Source organism: Vibrio sp. 10N.239.312.D08 (assembly GCF_041466145.1).
In the GTDB taxonomy this organism is placed as follows: Bacteria; Pseudomonadota; Gammaproteobacteria; order Enterobacterales; family Vibrionaceae; genus Vibrio; species Vibrio crassostreae_C.
The window spans coordinates 1-21,054 of sequence record NZ_JBFSSD010000063.1 but is presented as its reverse complement, the minus strand read 5'-3'; the positions used below and the strand labels follow the sequence as shown (position 1 = coordinate 21,054).

Sequence of the window (21,054 nt, the reverse complement as noted above, 5' to 3'; positions counted from 1 at the left end):
TATTTAGCGCTATATGAAGTGTCCATTATACGTGACCAAACGACAAACAACTGCTCGAGTCGCAAATTTTAGGCGAAAAAAAACGGGCATACATGCCCGCTAGATAATTTCATCACCGAATAACGTAATCCGTCACGTTGAGAACCATTACGAAAGAGAGAATATCACTCTCCCACAACAGTTACAACATGGCATACCTATTACTTGTAGCCACCTTCAATAGCAGGCTCTTCAAGCGACAATCTGACTTTGTTACGTTGAATAGCTTCTGGCGGCAAGCTGATGAAGCCGTATTGGTTCAAAACGACTTGATGATCTTGTGACAAGGTAAGCCCAACAAAGAACTCTTCTTGTTCCGTAAAGCCTTTGCGATGCGCTGGAATATTCAAGTACATGTAATAAACCGTTGCTAACGGGTAACGACCAGAGAGGATCGTTTCTTTGTTTAGGTCGTAGTTCACACCTAGGTTATCAACCACGCTCAACCATTTCACATCAGAGATCTGATCTGAGTAAACGGTGTAACCAATGGCGGCATCTTCGTCTTCAATCTTATTAATCAGATCAGGTAAATCCGCTAAGAACTGAGTATGGGCATATTCTCCTTCTGTTCCACATTCGACCCAACTTGAAAAGGTAGTATGGCCTTTCAGGTTGTGATCAATGGCAAAGGGCAACATATGAGTATCTAGGCTTTCACCGTTACGAATATCACTACTTGCTGACCATTTTGGATGTTTAGGATCGTTAGAACAACCAAACACATCAATTAATTCAGCGACGGTGATTGATGTCGCAGGGTTATTTTCATTGGCTAGAATCGCAATCACGTCAGCGGTAAACATCAGCTCTGTTGGCCTATAACCGTAACGCATATCAAACCTAGCCATCTCTTTGTCAGTCCACTTTTGGGAAGTGATACCAACACGCGAGCGCTGCATGATCATCTGTTCTGGGACGCTGTCACTCAACAAGATTTCTAAGTCGATCTCTTGGCTCTTAAGCAGATCTTCTACAAGCCCCTGCATATTCGGCTCAATCGCGACCAAACCAATGTCACTGGCATCATTCGCAAATGTCGATGCAGAGAACAACATAGGTACAGCAGCAAGCAGTAAGCCCGATTTATTCGATAGACGTTTCATTACTGGCCTCCTACTGGATCAATCGACGTTTTAGACTCAACATCGCTATTACTATCGAGCTGCATTTCTGAAGTGAAGATGTTCCAAGATGGATTCACTTCCATGCTTTCTGTCTTAATCACCGCAATCGTTCTGCGCTTACGCTTGTGAAGGTGCTGAGTTAAGCTGGTTATCTGAGTAAACTCTTGTTCGAAGATTCGCTCACCATTGATGCCTCTATCAATCAATGCGTCTCGAATCACGCCAGTTCTTTTCTTGGCCAATGCTTTGTTATAAACGTTTGTACCTTCAGCACTGGTATCTCCGACCAAGGTAACCGAAGCATCAGGCTGCTCTCCTAGTAAACGCACCAACTCATTTAATACAGCGGTATGATCAGGTTTAAGGTCATACTTATCAAAATCAAATGCCACACTTAATACTTCAACATCTTCGACAATTTTCCAATTAGCACACCCTTTAATGTCTACCGTTACACCTTCTGGCGTATCGGCACATAGATCTCGCTGGTTAATCACACCATCTCGGTCATTATCCGCTAAGTCATCAATTTGATGGCGCGTCATTGTCGTATCAGGCGTTTCTGCACATCCCATTAGCAAGATAGAGCTAAGTAGCGCTAGTTTAAAGTATCTCATTACTTATTCTCCCCTTGCCACTCTTCTGGATGTTCAATCCTCAACGCATACGTCAACATACCCATCGCATTTAACACTCGATACGCCGCTAACGTTTGATCATATTCAGTGCTAATGAAATTTCTTCGAGCCAAAAACACTTCTACTTTTGCATCCAGTACATCAAGAAGGCTTCGTCTGCCAACATTGAATTGCTGGATATAGCCAAGCTCTGCAATTTTCGCTGCATCAACGTTCTGTTGAAGTAAGGATTTTTGCTGCTCAAGCATTTTGTAAGCGTTCCAAGCCAGTTGTGTACCTTCTCTAACCTCACGCTCTGTTCGTAATCGGATCGCCCTTGCTTCTTCCACTCGCCAAGCTGACGACTCAACCCTAGAGTCGGTAGAGAAGCCATTAAACAGGTCATAATCCATCGTCAACATGATACGTGCATCTTCATCGACACCGCCTGGAGGGTTAGATACGTTGTCATTCTTGTTCGCATGAAGCTCAAGTTTTAGCTCTGGGTAGTAATCCCCCTTCTCACGGCGCATCTCTTTACGAGCGGCATCAATATCAAGCAAAGAGGCTTTGATTTCAGGGTGATTCTCGACAGCTTGTTCAAGTGCGACCTGTGCTGAGCTTGGTAATAGAGCGTAATCAAACCGGGGGTAAACCAAGTTCACCGCAGGTTTGCCAACCAAGCGTAGATACTGAGTTTGCAAATCAAACAGGTTGTTCTGAGCGGCGATAAGTGAAGACTGCGCGGTCGCGACACGGGCGGAGATTTGAGCCAGATCCGAGTTGCTACTCAAGCCTTTGCTCTTTTTATCTTGGATATCTTGATAGATCTCTTGGTGCTCTTTTACATTACGCTTAGACAATTCAAGTAGCGTCTCTGCTTTTAGGATATCGAGGTAATTTCTCACCACATCTAACGATACGTTTTCAGCTCGCGAAATCAGAGTTAGACGCTCAGCTTCTGCTTCGAACGTCAGTCGATCGACATTCGAGGTCGTTTTAAAACCATCGAATAGTAACTGGGATACTTTAACGCCAATTTCCGTTCTCGTTAGGCCTCTATCATCGCTATCGAGTTTGCTGCCACTGTTGTAGCGTGTCTCTTCATAGCCTGCTGCCGCGTACAAGTTCACTTGTGGCATATACAAACCACTCGCAGCGTCTCCGTCTCTGACCACCGATTGGTATCGGGAGTATTGCGCCAATATCTCTGGGCTATAGTCGATGGCAAAGGCCACGGACTCTTCTAATGAAGCTGCTTGAGACAGCCCACTCATTAGCAAGCAAGAAGAGAGTAAGAATTTTGAATGCATTACACTTCCTTTTATATTTATGCTTTAACCCACTTCATCGTTCACGAAGTGAGTTTTCCTTAGCTCGTAAAATAGGTTTTAACCAATAACTCAATACTGTTTTCTCTCCGGTTAATATATCGACCGCGACTTGCATCCCTGGGATAATGCTAAAGGCAGAGTTTTGTTGCTGGTCTTCGTTTAACTGAATATGGGCACGATAATAGGCGTTTCCGTCTTCCGTTTGTAAGGCGTCGGCACTCACGTAAATCACCTCGCCTTTAAGTCCGCCATAAATGACGAAATCGTAGGCCGTGAATTTCACTGTTGCACCTAACCCGTTATGAACAAACGCAATATCTTGCGGAGAGATTCTCGCTTCAACAATCAGGTCACTGTTTGATGGAATGATCTCAATGATCGGCTCGCCGGGACGAACTACACCACCAATGGTACGCACAAAGATCTCTTTGACTGTGCCATCAACGGGCGCGACAATTTCAGTACGCTTGAGTTGGTCGGCAATCGCCTGCTGGCTTTCGTTCAGCTGCGCTATCTTGCTCGCCACTTCATTCAACTGGCCTTGCACTTTGGTACGAAAATCTAAAGCGATACTTCGATGATCCGCTATCGACTCTGAGTAGGCAGCTATCTGCTTCTGCGCTGCTACTTTTGAGCTAGCAATATCACCTTTGAGTTTGACTACATCACGGTTGAGTTTAAGTAGCTCAACTTCCGCAACAGCACCGCTCGCTACTACGTCTTTCAGCATGTTGCGCTCACGAATCACAATCTCGAGGCTGCTTTCAAGAGTCTGGATATTGTTAAACGTATCGACACGAGCTTGGTCTTGTTGCTCGATACGAAGTGCCGCCTCTTCCAGTTCAGACTTCAACTGTCCTAAACGTTCTCGGTAGTTCGCCTTGGCATTCATTAACGCAGGGTGGCTTGATACATCAACCGCAATATCTTGAGGCACCAAGACCACTCGCTCATACCACTCTTTCGCATCGTTATTTAAAACGACCGTCGACAGCTCAGCCTTTAATCTTAATTGCTGAGCAAGCAAGGTATCCGCTTGTTGAGCCGACTCTAAAAACGCCGCCTTAAAACGTGTGTCTTCTAACTTAGCTAGAGGTTGCCCCTTCACTACAGATTGGCCTTGTCGCACCATGATCTCTTGAACCAGTCCACCTTCTAAGCTCTGAATTGTTTGCACCGAAAGACTTGGAACGACTTTACCTTCACCGATCACGACTTCTTCTAATGTTGCCCACGTAGCCCAACCGATAATTGATACAATGAGTAGAGCACTCAACCAAATCAGCTTTCGAGAGCGGAATGCTAAGTGGTTGTTGGTCCATTGAATATCATTACTCATGACGACCTCCCTTCACCACAGATACCGTCTTAAACCGGCTCGTACCTTTAGGTACACTTTTCTTCTGTAAAGAGAGAATTTCTTTAGGTTCACCTTCTGCCACGATTTGACCTTTATCCAATACAATCACTCGATCACACATCATCAAGAATGAAGACTTATGGGAGCTGATTAGCATTGAGGTTTCTCTCGGCATACTTTGAAGTGCATTAAAGAACTGAATCTCGGCCTGATTATCTAGCGCGCTGGTGGGCTCATCCATGATCAATAACTTTGGACAACGATACAGAGCTCTCGCAATGGCAACGGCTTGGCGCTGACCACCAGAAAGTAACCGACCACCCTCACCGACAGGTGTTTCAAGGCCATTGCTTAGGCGCCCCATGTAACCATTCAAACCCGACTGTTGAAGAGCTTGTCTTAGCTTTTCTTCATCAACGTTGGTCGCACCAAGCGTAACGTTGTCGTAAACACTGCCAAAAATAAGATTAGTGGTTTGCCCTACCCAACCCATGCCACTACGTAGAACACTGGTTGGCCATAATTGCCCATCAATATCTTGATAAAAAGCTTGTCCTGTTGTTGGCAAATACTGGCGCGCAACAATCGATAGTAGGGTTGTTTTACCCGCGCCTGCCGCACCGACAAGACCAACTCGCTCACCCGGTTTGATCTCTAGGGAAATCTCCTTTAATGCAGGGCTTTGAGTCTCTGGATAAGTAAACGTCACTTCATCTAACCTAACCCCACCATCAAAGTCTCCTTTGTCGATAACTTGGTGTTTGGACTCTTCCTGAGGTAGCTCCATAATCTGATTCAGCCCTTCAACGGCCGAACGTGTTTGCTGGAACCTCAGCAATAGAAGAGAAAGCTGGTTCACCGAACTTGCAGCGCGCCCACTCAACATCACAACGGCTATCAAACCACCCATACTCAGCAAGCCTTCAGAGATCTGATACACGCCGAAGATGATCAGAGTGATGGTAACGATCTGCTGACTGGACTGAATAGAGTGCGTCACGATATTGGAGTAATGACGAGATTGAGTCTGCCATTGAGAGAGCGACGAAATCGTCTGTTCCCAACGCTTCTGGGTAATACCCTCAGCATTGTTTTGCTTGATATCCGGAAGGGTTGTTAAGCAATCAAACAGCTGGGCTTGTCTTTGTGTCGAGAGACGTGCGGTTTCATCGAATGTTTTCTCGACCTTGCCTTTCATCGCGATGCTCAGCACAATCAAAACAAGCATGATCGCGACAGGTATGAACATCATTGCGCCACCGAGCCAGCCGATAAGCAGTAGGAATAACAAAGTGAATGGCAGATCGACTAAAGTGACTAACGAGATAGAAGTGAAGAAATCTTTCACGCTATCGAAGTCTTGAAGCTGTCTGGCAAATGCGCCTACCGATTGAGGTCGATTTTCGAGCTTCATACCAAGGACTTTCGAGAACAGCTGAGAAGACAACTTGTTATCAATATAGCGCCCAGCCATATCAGTCACAGAGCTTCGTGAGCTTCTCAATACCCAATCAAAAATAACAACGATACCAACGCCTGCTGCTAATACCCAAAGCGTGTTAAACGCTTGGTTTGGCACAACACGGTCGTAAACATTCATGGTAAATAACGGAACCACTAGCGCAAGCACGTTGATCAAGAACGAAGCGATAAACAGATCGCGATACCAAGGCTTCACTTCTTTGACCACCCGCCACAACCAACGGGTGTTGGATTTACTGTCATTGCGCTCATGTGCCTGAACACGGGCGTCATCAAGCGCTTGAGCACCCACTTGCCAAACAAATGCATCCACTTTAATGACTAAGTCTTTAAGGAGAATTTGTTGGCTTAAGTTGGATTCACAATTCAATACTTGAAAGTCGCCAACGGAGCTTTGGGTTACGACAAGAGGAGACCCTGTCGCGGACTCAACAGCAACAACAGGGAACTGACATTGATTCAATAATTCTTTTTTAACGTGGCTCAGCGTTAACCCCGATTTCTCAATCGCTCTTGGAAAAAGGGATTCATTGAGCCTGCCTTCATTTAAAGGTAGGCCAGACACTATTTTGGAAGGGTGACTGCGAACATTAAAATGCTCACACAACCACTCAACACAAGCTAGCCAGCTGTCTTTTTGTTCTACCAATCTAAACTTCCTTTTATAGACTGTACATCTAACTTACAGCGTTAAATTATTGTCTTCTATCATTTTTTGTAAAATTTGTGCTTCTAATGCACTGCTACTGTCACCTTGATACAGATCGTCGTACGTGACATCAGCTAGCAAGATGTTTTGTTGAACGTCTTCGTCACCATTAGGTTTAATAGAAATGGTCACACCTTCACCAGATTCTTCTAAATCTAGATATTGTGTTGCCCCTAGCCCTGTATTAAGCCCTAGGCTTCCCAAAATACCCGAGAGGTCAATTGCATCAGTGTCTGGAGACGCATCAAAATCTTGAATCACATCGTAGCTTGGTGCTTCTGCACTCCCTAAGCCTGAAGATGCGAACACAAAATTGTCAGAGCCTGTACCGCCAATCAACAGATCGTTATCATCTGTCGCGGTAATCGTAGAATCCCCTTCAGCGACAAACTCAATCGATACGGTTTGGGGTAACCCGACCGCTTGGTTATTGCCTATCTCTGCAGACGGCTCTATCGTTAGGTCAAATTGATCACCACTGTTGTAGCCCCCGGTAATCGCTAGGTTAGGCACATCTGCCAAGTCCACCACATATTGACCATAGACCATAGAGCCGTGTGAGAACGTCAAACCTGCGGGAATATCATGAATTGTAATGAAGCCCACTTCTGAATCAGCAGGGTTTACAAGAGAAAGGTCTAAACCAAGAGGAATCGTGCCACTTGCTTCTGCCACGATCGAAGAATATTCAACGCTCAATAACGGTGCATCAGGCTCTGGTGTGATAATAAGCGTCATGTCTTGCGAGCTCGGGTCACCCGTGTCGACCACTAACTCACCGAGTACCGTATTTTGATCAACCGTTCGGCCGGTAATCGTAATATCGAGGTTACCAAACGCATCGCCTGCAAAGAATTCGAGCTCATCAACAGAACTTGCTTTAACGAGGATCGTCGCCTGTATGATGCCACCAACACTGGTGAAAGAACTGGTTTCTGATCCAATTCGAATTCGGTCTAACCCAACTAACCCTGATGGGTCCGAAGTTCCATTCACTGTTACCGTAATTGCTAAAAACTCATCACTGTTAGTTTCAAAGCTATTGGCATCAAGAGGAATCACGATGCCATCATCTTCACTTCCAGTGAGCTGTTCAGGTAAATCGAAGAACTCAACTTTGTCACCTATAGGGTTAACACCTACAGTAAATTCAGATTGTGTATAACGGATATCCGTCGTACCAATTTCTTGAGTAATCGCCTCTAGAGACAGATTAATGTCACCACTAAAGTCTCTTGGTGGCAGAATGACTAGATTAGATAACTGACTTGGATCTAACTGCCACTCATAGGTAGGGTTTCCATCGAAGGTACCGCCATCAGCACCATTGTTTGGAACCAACTCATAGTTGTCTCCGATTTTAATCGCGACAACTGCGCCTTCAGGAACTCCCTTCAACGAAAGCGACATGTTTTCAGAACCATCTTGGTCAATCAGCTCTGCGCTAAGTGATGACAACGAAATGTAATTATCTTCATCTCCGATAATATCCTCTGTTATCAAGTTCGCCGCATCAGCGACTGGCTCAACAGTAATAGTCACGACCGTCGTTTTATCTTGCGTATCCGTTTCTGTCACGCAATCCGCTTCATCGGTAATATTTGCTGTCACAGTGAGGGTAATTTCACCACTGTAATGCTCAGGTGGCGTAACTAACACATCACTCAAACGGCTAGGGTCTGTGACCGTCCAAGTCCCATCGCCATTATCAACTAACAACCCGGTGTCAGTTGGAGTTTCAGACAAGGTCGCTCCATTCGAAATGCTCACCGTTAGAGAGTTAACGGTTTCTTTACCGGTAGCGCTATTGCCTTCACCAGTGATTAATTGTCCATCTTCAACGCTATCACCAAGAACCAGTTCAAGGTTAAGGTCTGTCGCGATGTCTTCTTGAATGGTTGTGGAGTCGGCTTCAACCGTAATGTCATCGACCACAGGCAGAACTTGGATACTAATGGTTTGGGCCGTCGTCACCGTATCACCGCTACATGGTGAGGTCTCAATTGTCTCTATGGTGAAATCAATACACCCTGCAAAATCTTCATCCAAGCCCGTTAACGTTAGTTTCGAAAGTCCATCTGCAGTGATTGAATAACCGACGATCTCACCAGAAGCATCGTATTCAGCAATCACACCATCACCGGAGATCTCAACGCCTTCAGGAAGTGAATCGGCAGGAATATAGAAAGAGATTTCATTGTCTGGATCACTGCCAACATCGGTGTTTAGCAAGCCAGTGAGATCAATATCTTCCCCTTCAGGTGTTTTAATTTCGCCATCGGGTTGAATCGGGCTTGGTGGGCCAACAGGGTCACAAGAACCGCCACCGCCGTCATGACCAGTAATTTGCAGCGGGAAAGTCGCATCAATATATCTCGCATCATCACCATCAATCACACGAGCACGAACCACAATATCCAGTACCGGAGTATCACTTGGGCTGGAAATCGTCGCATTATCTAAAATGTACGCTGCGAGTTCTTGGAAAGAGTCACTCGTTAACCCATCCGCAGATATGATCCAATTCCCAGAGCTATCTTGAGCGGCACCATTAGGGTGCTCAACAATCAACGAATAGCCGTCGGGAATCTCGATCAAAATATAATCGAGGTACTCTGACCCATCGATATCCGCGTCGACGAACGTCACGGCGTTAGAGATATCAACAGGCGAGCCGTCTGTACTCTGTAACAGCTCTGTAGAACCTTCTAATCGAGTATCTAGCTCGACACGAGCATCTACAGTCACGCTAATAGAACCAGTAATATCTTTAATATCCGTTGCACCAGTTGGAGAGGTATCCGTGACTTCATAGGTGATAGGAATTGAGAATGTTCCGCTTAAATCTTCTGTCGCTGTAACAGAAAGCCTGCCGCTGCTTAGAAGATCCGAAAGCGTTGGCGTTGTTGAGTCCAGTAGAGTATCCAAATCTAAGCCTGAAGCTGGGACCTGAATAACACTCCCATCAAAATAAAGAGTGAGATCTGCAGGTAGGCTATCAATGACATATCCCGTCAAGGATTCGCTGCCATCAATATCCTGATTCACTGAAGGTTCAAGGTTCAGGCCGATTTGACTGTCTTCGATGCCTTGAGTACTGACCACTTGACCGTCTTCTTGATCAACGACCGGCGCTAGCTCTACTTTAAGTGTCATAGGAAACTCGCCCGAATCACCATCGGGCTCAGTTGAGATAGCAATAACAGTGAGTTCTAATTCACCACTAAAATCAAGAACTGGCTTGAGATACAGATCATCCAGTTGAGCGTTAGAAACTTGGAATACGGGCCCTGTCACATCATCAACATACGCAATCGTCAGCGAGACTGGTTCACCCAACGCATCCACCAGCAAAGTGCCTTCAGGAATGTTAGTAAGCAGTATGTTGATCTCTTCTGAAACATCGTCATCCGTCGTTTGTATGAGGAAGTCGAGCTGTATTAACCCATCTTCATTCAAGACCGATTGGTTGCTGATGACTTTACTGTCACTGTCGTATTGCCAATGACCATTACCACCGTCTACCGCGATAGGTTCATCCACAACACCTTTCAAAAAGATATTGATGGTTTTTGTATCACTTGACGCTTGCCCATTGATAGGAATAAGTGAATCGATCGTCGACTCAGTCGCTATTGCTGTTACGTCTATTGACAGATCTTCAGTAAAGGAACTGACGTCTTCTTTAGGCTGAATATAAGCAACACCATTGGCGATAGCTTCGGCAGTGACTGAATAGGAATTATTGCCTATCTTTGCGGTACCATCACCTTCAACAGACCAGCCATCTTGAACTTGGATAATATAACTTAACGATTCAGAACCATCGGTGTCCGCCAAAGCGCCTTCAATAACGTCTTTGAGGTAAATAGCTTCATCCTCTAGTCCCTTGTAGTCTTTAACAGACACATGAGGAGTATCAGCATCAGGTGAAATATCGACAGTAACGGTATGTACAATACTTGCCGTTTTATCATCTGGGTCAGCGAATGAATTGCCAGACTCTGTTGCAACCGCAGTAATCTCAAACTCAAAGCGACCCGCTAGGTTGTCGTCAGCCCTGATTTCCATTTTATCAATCTGAGCCTGTGTGTAAGATTTCCCTTCTTTGACTGCGTTGCCATTTAACGTCAAATTCAAGCCGTCAGGAATCCCACTAATCTGGTAGCTCAATGTTTCTGACGTATCTTGATCCACCAGCTGAGCTGTTATGTCCAAACTGACTGGGTCTGAGTCATCTTCTACTGAATGATAGGAGAATACGGAAGCCGACCAATCCGGTGCATCAGCCACCGGTAAAACAGACACTGCAACATCAGCCGTCAGTTCTTTAGGATCCGTATCAGTGCTAATGATTGCGTTGATCGCTAGGATAACCGTTGAGGTGGTATTGGATTCATGAAGCGCGGGACGATAAGTCAACTGTCCATTAGGCCCAGTGAACTGACTATCAATCGCTGCCAATTGACTTCCAGACAAGGTGACCTTGCCGTCTACAACTTGAAGCAACACCCCATCAAGGTACAAGCTACCACCGTTTAGCGATGCTTCTGAGAACTCGATAGCAGTAACGGTTTCGCTTTGGTCGACATCGCCGGTTGCCACACTTACAACGATAATCGCGTCATTGTCTTCTGTGGTTTCAGAATCTTCATAACGAATAAAACCTTCGTTATCATCCAGAATAAGCTCAGCAGTACTGGTAACTTTATCACCGTCCGCATCTCGCACCAGATAATCGATGTCATCGACGATCTTAGGATCTGCCGGGTCTGTTGATACATTGGGATTTGTAGTCAGCTGGTAGCTACCATCTGAAGAAAGCGTAAACTGACCGTAAGTAGACCCACCATCATAATCATTAATTAGATTAATCGTGATAGGAGTGCCTGCGTTATCAAAGGTATAGGTAGTACCGCGATAGTCAAAACTTACAATGGTTGCGCCATCGGCACCTGCGAACTCTTCGGTTAGGAACTGTCCATTGAGGTCATCACCCTCAACCATTTCAATAGAACCGCTTCGTGAAGTTGGAACCGCATCCGTAACGTTGACTGAATAGATAGCAGGATCAGAGCTATCACCATCGACATCAGTGATAACCAGTTCAAAATTCACAGCTAGGTTGTTTTCACCATCACCCGTTGCATGATCGAGCGGCGCATACAGATTGAACTCTGTAGTGCCATCGTTGTTAAAACGAATTCGGAAGATATCGTTACCCGACGTATCTTGAGCGTAATACCAGCCATCGGCATTCACTTCTTGCAAAGATATCGCTCGTCCGCCACTGCTGTAACCGAGGGCATCAAAAGCATCGATGTTGATTGAAACGGATGCGATATCGTCCGATCCTTGGATAATAGCTATCGATGGACTTGGTTCTTCAGTCCCTGTTTGTTCCTTGTCACCAATGAGTCCATCTTCATCGACAGATATGCTGCCTACAATCGAGAATGCAGGATCCTTACCATCGTATATTTTAATATCTGACTCTTGAGTGGATCGCGAACCGTCTGAATCAATAACGACAACCGTTGTCGGTATATTCAATTCGGTATCTTTTAACCCAGTGCCATGGTCAATAGAGCGATATAGATCAATCTCAACGGCAACTGTACCGGAGGCATTGGCTTCTAGGAAATAGTCCGAAGGTAGACGAATCTGCATAATGACATCGCCATTACTTAATATCGCATCGAAACTGCCGTCACCATTGTCTCTCCAAGTTAAAGCTTCACCATTATGAGTAACGGCTTCCCCATCACCATCTAAAACCGCCTGACCGTTTGTCACATCAATACCAAGATAAACGATAGGATCATGCGATGCCGTGATATCCAAATTTACCACTGCGCTTTGTTTTACACTATCTGGTGTCGTATTGGCGATAGGGGTTTCAGATAGTTCAACAGTTCCACTTCCAATAAACGGTTCACCACCGTCAGTAATAGAGATGTTAAGGTCTAGTTTGGTTTCATCATTATCTGAATCGCGAGCAGTAACGGTAAAAGGAAGAGAATCCGTACCATTGGTTTGATCTAAGCCTTTATAAAGAGTGAAGACATAATCCACACTGCTGTCTACATCACCGGATGCGGGCGCGGCAAAACTCACAGTAAAGGCAACATCGCCACCCACTACTGGTCCGGCGTAGCCAGTCAATAATGTTCCATCCTCAGAAACAGTGTAATAAATCTGTTCACCGCCGCTGAAGAGCTGAGGTTGATCTGCTAGATCAAAGAACACACTGTCTAAGTAATCACTGCCAATCCCAACACTGAAGGTTCCGGTGCTACTGACTTCACCGATAGGATCATTGCTTAGATCCGACTCGTTGACTGAAGCATTTGAATCAAGAACCAAACTCGGATCATTACCGTCCTCTACCACCCATGATATTTGACCGTTTTCTAAAGCAGTGCCATCAGTATCTGTACCAATAATATTCAACGGAATCGTGAGTAAATCACTGGTAAGAACATGATCGAGTGGGTGTTCAATCACAAACACAATATCAGCAAGTACATTATTCCCGTCGACCGTTGTCGTCATTGAAAACGAGAACACATCATCGTCACCTTGCTTAGCTGTAATAGTACGACCGTCAGCGCTGAGGGTGTAAGAAAGTGCCGTAGAATCGCCCCCCGAAGTGATACCTAATGCTTCTAGTTGCGCGACGGTCTCTGAGCTAAATTGTATAGAATCGGGGTCTGGGTTATCCGAACCACCTAATATCGTAAATTGAGCATTGATGGTTTGCGAACCAGAGGTCACGTCGACTTCCGTCACCGTTTTCGAATCATCCAATATCTGTCCTGCCGCACCATCAGTGATATCAATGGTCGCCGTTGCAGAACCAAAATCACCACTAGAGTCAGCGGCAACGTAATTGAAGGTAACGGTATGTTCTTGGTTATGATCTAGATTTCGATTTGCTTCAAAGGTCCACTGTCCATTAGCAAATACGGTCAATACCCCATCCCCGGTATTAAACACCGCAGGAGTTGCACCTGAAATGTCTTTACTGATTCCCCCTACTTCGACGCTACTAATCGTCAGTGCGGTATCAAGGTCAATGTCATTACTGAGAACGTTGCCTGACGATGTTTCACCTTCAACCATCGAGTATGACTCGCCGAACAACAAAGGCTCGGAATCTAAAATCGTAATTGGTAGTTCACCTAAAACTAGCTCAGTAGTTCCATCATCATCTATTTGAAGTCCTTCGATAACAATCGAAGTTTGAAGTAACTCTTCACCAGCCTGTTGGTCAACCGCTTGGTAAAAGGAGATCTCAACGGTATCTCCAACAATCTTAGCTTCGAAAACCAGTGTTCCATCGGTTCGTGTTGCTTTGAGCACTTGGCCGTCAGACTCTAATGCAATAGCGATAGATTGACCTTGAGACGTCACTCCCTCGGCAGAGACTTGGTTTGCACTAAAAGCGAACTCGTCAGCAAACTGAATATTGATGTCAGCGACTTGGGTTTGATCTCCAAAGATACCAACCGTACTTTCAGAAAATGAGACTGAATCTGGCAGTATAATACTTGGCATGTCATCACTGACTTCATTACCAATCGAGTTAACAACTCTCGCATCGATAATCCACTCAGTAGATGGGTCTAAGCTAGAGACATCAATATTCTCAACTAGCCAGCCACCGGACGCATCAACTACACCTTCAAAAGTCAGCGTTTGCGTACCATCATTGATCTCTATGTAGACAGGTAAACCTTCGGAAACATCGGTCGTACCCTGCATGGTGGTTAAATCACCACTACGAAAATCTAAGATGTTGAAACCAGATAAGGTATCAATATCGATAACAGGTGGGACGGTATCAATTTTTCCTGTCGAGTCTGTGCCCGTTGTTTCATTACCTGCAATATCAACGGTAACTGCTTCTACGGTAATGTTGCCATCCGCAAATGCAGACAGATCGACATCATCGATGCTCCAAGCCCCTGCAACAACTACGGTTTGTAACGTGATAGACTGATTATTGCTATCCGAAACTGTGACGGTAATAGGCTGTCCATTTTCTACATTTTGAACAACACCTTGTAGACGAACAGATTGAACCTCTTCAGTGTTGAGTATGTTGTCGGCATCATCGAATTTTGCTGTGATACTTGCCAGAGTATCCTTAACGATTATATCGCTAGAAGTAACAGTATTGCCCGCAACATCCGTAACGCTAGCCTCTACGGTTAAGATTCCTTCTGCAAACCCCGAATAGTCTTGACCTGTCAGCGTCCAATTTCCGCCAACTACTGTGGTCGTATAAACTTGGGAGACATTAAGGCTATCGGTAAGGGTAATAGTGATCGTTTGACCGTCTTCAACATCCTCAACCGTGCCAACCAAGGCACCATTAGTAATTTCGGCTAAGTTGTAATACTCATCACCAAAACCATCAAAATCGACACTGATATCCGCTAGCGTATCTTTGACGATGGTATCGCTAGAAGTTGCAGTATTACCCGCAATGTCCGTAACCGTAGCTTCTACTGTTAGCGTGCCTTCAGCGAAGGCTGAATAATCTTGACCAATGAGACTCCACTCGCCACCAGAAACTATCGCGGTATAACTTTCTGACTTACCATCAACATCGGTGATAGTGATTGAAACTTCTTGGCCATCTTCAACATTGGTCACCGTGCCAACTAATGCGCTATTACTGACCTCGGCAGAGTTGTAATACTCATCACCAAAACCATCAAAATCGACACTGATGTCCGCTAACGTATCTTTGACTATGGTATCGCTAGAAGTTGTCGTATTACCGGCAATGTCCGTAACGCTTGCTTCTACTGTTAGCGTACCTTCAGCGAAGGCAGAGTAATCTTGGCCAGTTAGAGTCCACTCGCCACCAGTCACTGTCGCGGTATAATTTTCTGACTTGCCATCAACATCGGTGATAGTGATTGAAACTTCTTGACCGTCTTCAACATTGGTCACCGTGCCGACCAGTGCACCATTACTCATCTCGGCAGAGTTGTAATATTCATCACCAAAACCATCAAAATCCACACTGATGTCCGCTAACGTATCTTTAACGATGGTATCGCTAGAAGTAGCAGTATTGCCCGCAACGTCTGTAACACTTGCTTCTACTGTTAGCGTACCTTCAGCAAAACCCGAATAGTCTTGGCTGACTAATGTCCATTCGCCACCAGAAACTATCGCGGTATAACTTTCTGACTTACCATCAACATCGGTGATGGTGATTGAAACTTCTTGGCCATCTTCAACATTGGTCACCGTTCCGACCAAAGTGCCATTACTCACTTCGGCGGAGTTGTAATACTCATCACCAAAACCATCAAAATCGACATCGATGTCTGCCAGCGTATCTTTGACTATTGTGTCACTGGAGGTCGCTGTATTGCCCGCAATGTCGGTAACCGTAGCTTCTACCGTTAAGGTGCCTTCAGCGAAGGCTGAATAATCTTGGCCGACTAATGTCCATTCACCACCAGTAACTGTCGCGGTATAATTTTCTGACTTGCCATCAACATCGGTGATAGTGATTGAAGCTTCTTGGCCATCTTCAACATTGGTCACCGTGCCAACTAATGCGCCATTACTGACCTCGGCAGAGTTGTAATATTCATCACCAAAACCATCAAAATTGACACTGATGTCCGCCAACGTATCTTTGACAACTGTGTCACTGGAGGTCGCTGTATTGCCCGCAATGTCTGTAACCGTGGCTTCTACCGTTAAAGTGCCTTCAGCGAAGGCTGAATAATCTTGACTTGTGAGAGTCCATTCGCCACCAGTGACTGTCGCGGTATAATTTTCTGACTTGCCATCAACATCGGTGATGGTGATAGTAACTTCTTGACCATCTTCAACATTGGTAACCGTGCCGACCAATGCGCCATTACTGACCTCGGCAGAGTTGTAATACTCATCACCAAAACCATCAAAATCCACACTGATGTCCGCCAACGTATCTTTGACGATAGTATCGCTAGAAGTAGCAGTATTGCCTGCAACGTCCTTAACTGTAGCCTCTACAGTCAAGATACCTTCTGCAAAACCCGAATAGTCTTGGCCGACTAATGTCCATTCACCACCAGAAACTATCGCGGTATAATTTTCTGATTTACCATCAACATCAGTGATAGTGATTGAAGCTTCTTGGCCATCTTCAACATTGGTCACCGTGCCAACTAATGCGCCATTACTGACCTCGGCAGAGTTGTAATACTCATCACCAAAACCATCAAAATCCACACTGATGTCCGCCAACGTATCTTTGACGATGGTATCGCTAGAAGTGGCGGTATTGCCTGCAACGTCCGTAACGCTTGCTTCTACCGTTAGCGTACCTTCCGCAAAGGCTGAATAATCTTGACCAGTGAGAGTCCAAGTACCACCAGACACAACCGTGGAATAATCAACCGAGGTGCCAGCACTATCCGTAATAGTAATGAAAATGGTTTGCCCATCTTCAACATTTAGTACCGTTCCAACCACTGCGCCATTGCTCACTTCTGCTGAGTTGTAATACTCATCATCCGATGCAGAGAAATCGACGCCAATACTAACTAGTGTATCTTTGACGATGGTATCGCTAGATGTTGCTGTATTGCCCGCAACGTCCGTAACGCTTGCTTCAACCGTTAGCTCACCTTCAGCAAAACCTGAATAGTCTTGGCCAGTCAGAGTCCAAGTACCTCCAGACACAACCGTGGAATAATCAACCGATTTGCCACTAACATCGGTGATCGTAATGGATATAGTTTGACCATCTTCCACATTTGCCACAGTACCAACCAAGGCTCCATTAGAGACTTCAGCTTGGTTATAAAACTCATCATCAGAGGCAGAAAAATCAACACCAATGTTCACTAACGTGTCTTTGATAATTGTATCGGTAGAAGAAATAGTATTGCCTGCAACATCAGTCGTGCTAGCAACAACCGTCAACTCACCTTCGGCAAAGCCAGAATAATCTTGGTCTTTCAGGCTCCAAAAATTACCAGAAACAACTGTGGTATAGTCAACAGATAAACCATTGCTATCTGTAATCTTAATATCAATAGCTTGGCCGTCTTCGACATTAAAGATCGCTCCAATCAGAGCACCTTTGCCAACTTCATTTTCGTTATAATAGTTATCACCAAATCCATCAAATCGAACGAGAATCCGGTCAATCGTATCTTTTTCTATGGTATCCGTTGCTGTGGTAGGGTTTCCGGCAATATCTATGGTGCTTGCAACAACAGTGAGTTCACCTTCGGCGAAATTGGAATAATCTTGGTTTTCGAGCGTCCAGCTATTTCCTGAGACTACCGTTGAGTAACTCACAGATAAGCCGTTACTGTCTGTAATCGTTATTGAAATAGTCTGTCCATCTTCAACATTGACTACAGTACCAACTAATGCGCCATTCTCTACTTCAAACTTGTTATAAAACTCATCACCAAAGCCATCGAAGTCAACCTCAATGTTGGCTAATGTGTCTTTGATTGTGGAATCGTTAGCTGCAATGCTATTGCCAAAATCATCAGCAATGACAGCATCGACTTGAAGATCCCCCTCCTCCAATGAAGAGAGGTCGACGCCATTGACGACATACGTTTCATCGCTTGTGATGGCTGTGGTGGTTACTGTGTTTCCGTTAACATCAGTGATGGTCAGAACAACGGTACGCCCGTCTCGAACATCCACTGCCGTGCCCGTAATCGTGACACTTGGTACTTCAAACTGATTTTCGTAACCGTCTCCACCATCCAAAATATCAACGGTTAATAGTGCACTAGGTAACAGAATATCAAGGTTACCCTCATTCGAGGTTGTATCTTCGTCGGCATATTCTGCAGGACGCGTATCAAAACCCGCCTCAGCGAGCGTTTCATCTAAGGTGGAACGAACATAAACAATAAAAGAGGCGCTGGAACTAGGTTGGTCATTTTCTGAGTTAGGCTGTTGAGGTGCGCTTTCAATGTTGTTGACGAGTTCGGTGACCACCTTTTCCAACTGTTGTTCAACTGCGGCGATTTGTGGTGCAGTTAAGGGCTGAGCCTCTTGTAAGTTCTGAGGTTCAATGCTGACGACTTGCACGCCTTCAACTTTTGGCTGCGTAGCAGGTAATTGAAGCCAAGTACCATCAGGGAATACTTGCCAAACAACACCACCAACTTCGATATATAAAATAGGATCCATCCTAAAACTCTTCCTTACAAAAACGCTGACCTTGAGTACATCAATTTACTCAATAAAAGGCTGGATAAATCAGCGAACTATTTCTAATTAATACTAGCAAACAACAAATCATTAACAGTTAATTAATTATCACTAATACGCTGTAAAGTAAACCGATAGGCTGTGACTTGCATTCAGTTATATCTATCATCACAAAATACATTCAATGAATGTGTCATAATGTTGAAATTACTGGTTAATTTTCAAGGAATGTCATGACTGCAACGAACTATCTCAACCAATTGAATCAAAAGTATCTTGCGACTCATAAAGCGAAAGAAGACTTCTTTTGGGATACATATATGGGGATCAGTGACGACCACGATGGTTCGACACTCGCGCAGACTCAGTGGACGGAATTTCTTAGCTCTGCCGAACAGATTACTGCTATCGAAACGCAACTCGCTGTTATCGATGAAATTCAAGATCCCCTCGAAAAAGAGAGTACACTGACAGGCTTGAATGGTTGGTTAGCGACCTTTAGATCTCACGCTATTGAGTCTGAACAGTCACAGAAGCTTAAAGCCGAACTCATAAAGTTTGAGGCTGAACTGTTTGAGAAAAAACAGAATCACGTGATGACTTACGTAAATGAAACAGGCGATGAAACAGAAGGGTCACTGCCCGTTTTAGGTTCAGCCGTTAGAAGTAATGGTAATGAACATGTTAGGCTTTCTGCACATCAAGCACTATTAGATTTAGAGCAATGGCTGCTGGCTAACGGCTTTATTGAACTGATCAAAAAACGTAACCAATTTGCTCAATCACTGGGTTTTAAAACCTTCTTTGATTACTCGGTGGTAAAAACCGAACAGATGACGACAGAACAACTGTTTACGATTCTGGATGACTTCGAAGCACGCACGCGTGATAGCCATCAGCAAAGCCTAGCCAATTTGGCTGAGCAGAAAGGCGAGAATGCACTTCAAGCCCATAACTTTACCTACTCTTTTGCAGGTGACGTTATGAATGATCTTGATCCTTATGTTCCATTCTCAAAGTCACTTCGACGCTGGATTGAATCATTTGGTCGCCTAAACATCGAATACTCTCAAGCGACATTAAAATTGGATCTGCTTGATCGCAAAGGTAAGTACCCTAATGGCTTCTGCCATGGTCCTATCCCTTCTTTCTACGATCAAGACACTTGGGTAGCGGCTCAAGTTAACTTCACGAGCAACGCCAAGCCCGACCAAATCGGCAGCGGTTATGATGGTATCAACACGCTATTTCACGAGGGCGGCCACGCAGCGCATTTCGCCAACGTTAAGATGAACGCGCCTTGTTTCTCTCAAGAATTTGCACCAACCTCGATGGCTTATGCCGAAACTCAATCCATGTTCTGCGACAGCTTGTTGAATGACGCCGATTGGCTCAAACAATACGCGCTTAATGCAGATGGCCAAGCAGTACCTGACGAGTTAATCAAAGCAATCATCGATAACAAACAACCCTTCAGAGCCTATCAAGAACGCAGCATTTTAGTGGTTCCGTATTTCGAGCGAGCACTTTACGAATTGGCGGATGAAGATCTGACACCTGAAAAGATCACCGCTCTTGCTCGTAGCAGTGAGAAAACGATTCTTGGATTAGCTTGTAGCCCTCGCCCATTAATGGCGATCCCGCATCTGTTGTCGGATGAAGCGTCTTGCGCGTATCAAGGTTACCTGCTGGCTCATATGGCGGTGTATCAAACTCGTGCATATTTCACCGATAAGTTTGGCTACTTAACGGACAACCCAAAAATCGGCCCTTTGTTAGCTAAGCACTATTGGCACCAAGGCAATAGCGTGAATCATAATGGGACAATCGAAAGCCTGACTGGGGAAGGTTTTAATGCAAAATACCTCGCTGACGAGTGCAACTTATTGCCAGAAGAAGCTTGGGCGATTGAGGAGCAAAAAATCAAACAGCTGTCGACAAGAGAACGTGCACCAGTCGCGGATTTGAATGCGAAGGTATCGATCGTTGATGGAGCAACTGAATTAGCGAATAATGCAAAGTCGAATGACCAAATGTGTGATGATTTTGAGCACTTTATTATTGAGCAATACGGTCGATAGATTGAGTTTTAATGCTAATGAAAAAGGCAAAAATGAGTAGTGATGTGATTACCGAGGGAGGTTGACGGTCTAATTACCGAAGGACTCTGTCACAGTCT

At 44.9% G+C, this 21,054-nt stretch carries 7 protein-coding genes; 1 reads left to right on the top strand and 6 read right to left on the bottom strand.

All coding sequences use genetic code 11. The features are described 5' to 3' along the window. Positions 1-200: 200 nt before the first annotated feature. From AB6D58_RS22135 to AB6D58_RS22110, 6 genes are read right to left on the bottom strand one after another with little or no spacing between them, the layout of a single operon-like run. Positions 201-1,145: a PstS family phosphate ABC transporter substrate-binding protein gene (locus tag AB6D58_RS22135; protein ID WP_372158511.1), complete on the bottom strand. Its 945-nt coding sequence runs from the start codon at positions 1,143-1,145 to the stop codon at positions 201-203. Then, positions 1,145-1,783 (bottom strand): OmpA family protein, encoded by a 639-nt coding sequence (locus tag AB6D58_RS22130; RefSeq protein WP_017059473.1) that lies wholly within the window; start codon positions 1,781-1,783, stop codon positions 1,145-1,147. Before AB6D58_RS22130 ends, AB6D58_RS22135 begins: the two co-directional genes overlap by 1 nt. Then, the gene (locus tag AB6D58_RS22125) at positions 1,783-3,096 is read right to left on the bottom strand and encodes a TolC family outer membrane protein (protein WP_102321358.1); all 1,314 of its coding nucleotides are present in this window, start codon (positions 3,094-3,096) and stop codon (positions 1,783-1,785) included. Before AB6D58_RS22125 ends, AB6D58_RS22130 begins: the two co-directional genes overlap by 1 nt. A gap of 34 nt (positions 3,097-3,130) precedes the next feature. Next, positions 3,131-4,456 (bottom strand): HlyD family type I secretion periplasmic adaptor subunit, encoded by a 1,326-nt coding sequence (locus AB6D58_RS22120; RefSeq protein ID WP_017059471.1) that lies wholly within the window; start codon positions 4,454-4,456, stop codon positions 3,131-3,133. After that, positions 4,449-6,608 carry a type I secretion system permease/ATPase gene (locus AB6D58_RS22115; protein WP_372158509.1) on the bottom strand — a complete coding sequence of 720 codons (2,160 nt, stop codon included), beginning with the start codon at positions 6,606-6,608 and terminating at the stop codon, positions 4,449-4,451. Before AB6D58_RS22115 ends, AB6D58_RS22120 begins: the two co-directional genes overlap by 8 nt. A 33-nt stretch (positions 6,609-6,641) precedes the next feature. Further along, positions 6,642-18,854 carry an Ig-like domain-containing protein gene (locus AB6D58_RS22110; protein WP_372158507.1) on the bottom strand — a complete coding sequence of 4,071 codons (12,213 nt, stop codon included), beginning with the start codon at positions 18,852-18,854 and terminating at the stop codon, positions 6,642-6,644. A 254-nt stretch (positions 18,855-19,108) separates the two neighbouring features. Between AB6D58_RS22110 and AB6D58_RS22105 the strand changes: the two genes are divergently transcribed. Further along, positions 19,109-20,956 carry a M3 family metallopeptidase gene (locus tag AB6D58_RS22105; protein ID WP_136982570.1) on the top strand — a complete coding sequence of 616 codons (1,848 nt, stop codon included), beginning with the start codon at positions 19,109-19,111 and terminating at the stop codon, positions 20,954-20,956. Positions 20,957-21,054: the final 98 nt, after the last annotated feature.

Coding starts and splice junctions, on each gene's coding strand:
- AB6D58_RS22135 (WP_372158511.1), bottom strand. CDS start 1,145: ATGAAACGTCTATCGAATAAATCGGGCTTACTGCTTGCTGCTGTACCT.
- AB6D58_RS22130 (WP_017059473.1), bottom strand. CDS start 1,783: ATGAGATACTTTAAACTAGCGCTACTTAGCTCTATCTTGCTAATGGGA.
- AB6D58_RS22125 (WP_102321358.1), bottom strand. CDS start 3,096: ATGCATTCAAAATTCTTACTCTCTTCTTGCTTGCTAATGAGTGGGCTG.
- AB6D58_RS22120 (WP_017059471.1), bottom strand. CDS start 4,456: ATGAGTAATGATATTCAATGGACCAACAACCACTTAGCATTCCGCTCT.
- AB6D58_RS22110 (WP_372158507.1), bottom strand. CDS start 18,854: ATGGATCCTATTTTATATATCGAAGTTGGTGGTGTTGTTTGGCAAGTA.
- AB6D58_RS22105 (WP_136982570.1), top strand. CDS start 19,109: ATGACTGCAACGAACTATCTCAACCAATTGAATCAAAAGTATCTTGCG.